This window comes from Alistipes sp. An116 (assembly GCF_002161005.1).
GTDB lineage: Bacteria > Bacteroidota > Bacteroidia > Bacteroidales > Rikenellaceae > Alistipes > Alistipes megaguti.
On the sequence record NZ_NFLR01000049.1, the window covers coordinates 1 to 1061 of the forward strand.

At 43.5% G+C, this 1061-nt stretch carries 1 protein-coding gene; it reads right to left on the reverse strand.

What is annotated here, in order from left to right; genetic code table 11:
* Window positions 1-304: 304 nt before the first annotated feature.
* Window positions 305-1061: hypothetical protein (locus B5E60_RS14000; protein ID WP_162611655.1), on the reverse strand; the 757-nt coding region annotated here is incomplete at its 5' end.

A 1061-nucleotide genomic window follows, 5' to 3' on the forward strand; every position in this document is an offset into this window, starting at 1 on the left:
CCGCGAGGTGTTAATAGTGAATATTTTTTAACAGTTTTCGTTTTCTCGGCGTCGGGTCTGACTGGTGAGCTCTTGCCAGCTCGTAGGACGGGCGGAGGATGGCTTGGGCGAACTCCCATTCTCGTTCCATCTTTCGATTCGACCTTCAGCCTTTCGGTTCGGATACTCCCTCCCAACCGAGAAGCGGGGTGTATGTCAAGGAACCTGTGTTCGCGTTTTCACCATTAACACCTGCTAATTTTATACCAACCTGTTTTTCAGTTAATTATGTGTTTTCAACCGTCAATCACATCTAAAATACATTTTACTCTTTTACCCATGAAATGGGGATAGGATTACCTTTATAGGTCTTTTTACAATTTTGAAGCATATCATATGTGTTTTTATAGGACAAGTCCTGCTTTGACACATTGTCAGAGCAAGCTGTCAGATAATCGCAAATGAACTGGCACAGCTCCTGAGGGACGAAGGACTCAACATGGAGGACTCCATGGAGAAAGAGAAGCGTATTGTACCCAAGAAAATTCATGAAGGTCGGTCGTCTCTTGGGTAGTTGGACGTCAACAGGCAATAATTTATCCAACGGAAACGGATTTTTCAAATATGCCTTCTCGATCATCTCCACCAACCAATTCTGGGAATTGGATATGGAAACACTTCCCTGCCCGTTGGCCGTAAGTAAAAATCTCTGGTTGGGATTGAATCCATCGGCCTGAATGGTTTTCAGGAAACGATAGGCGTTGGCAATATCTTTACGCCGTTCTGCGTCTTCCAATGCCGCAATTTCTTCTTCCGTATAGGGGTGTAAAACGGGATTCACGTAAGGGGCAAGCAAGAGAACATAGAAAGGCAGGTGGTTCTCATCCAAAAGCGTGGGATATTTATTCTGTAACTCCAACAATTTTTCGTAATGCGGCATATCGAAAATGATTTTCAGATCCTCTGGAAAAACATCGAAAGTACGGGATTCCCAATATTTCGGCAGTACATCGACTACTAAATCATTATCGTAACAAGCCCTTTCAAGATTCTCGTTGATGCTCCAGCACGAAAATTCATAG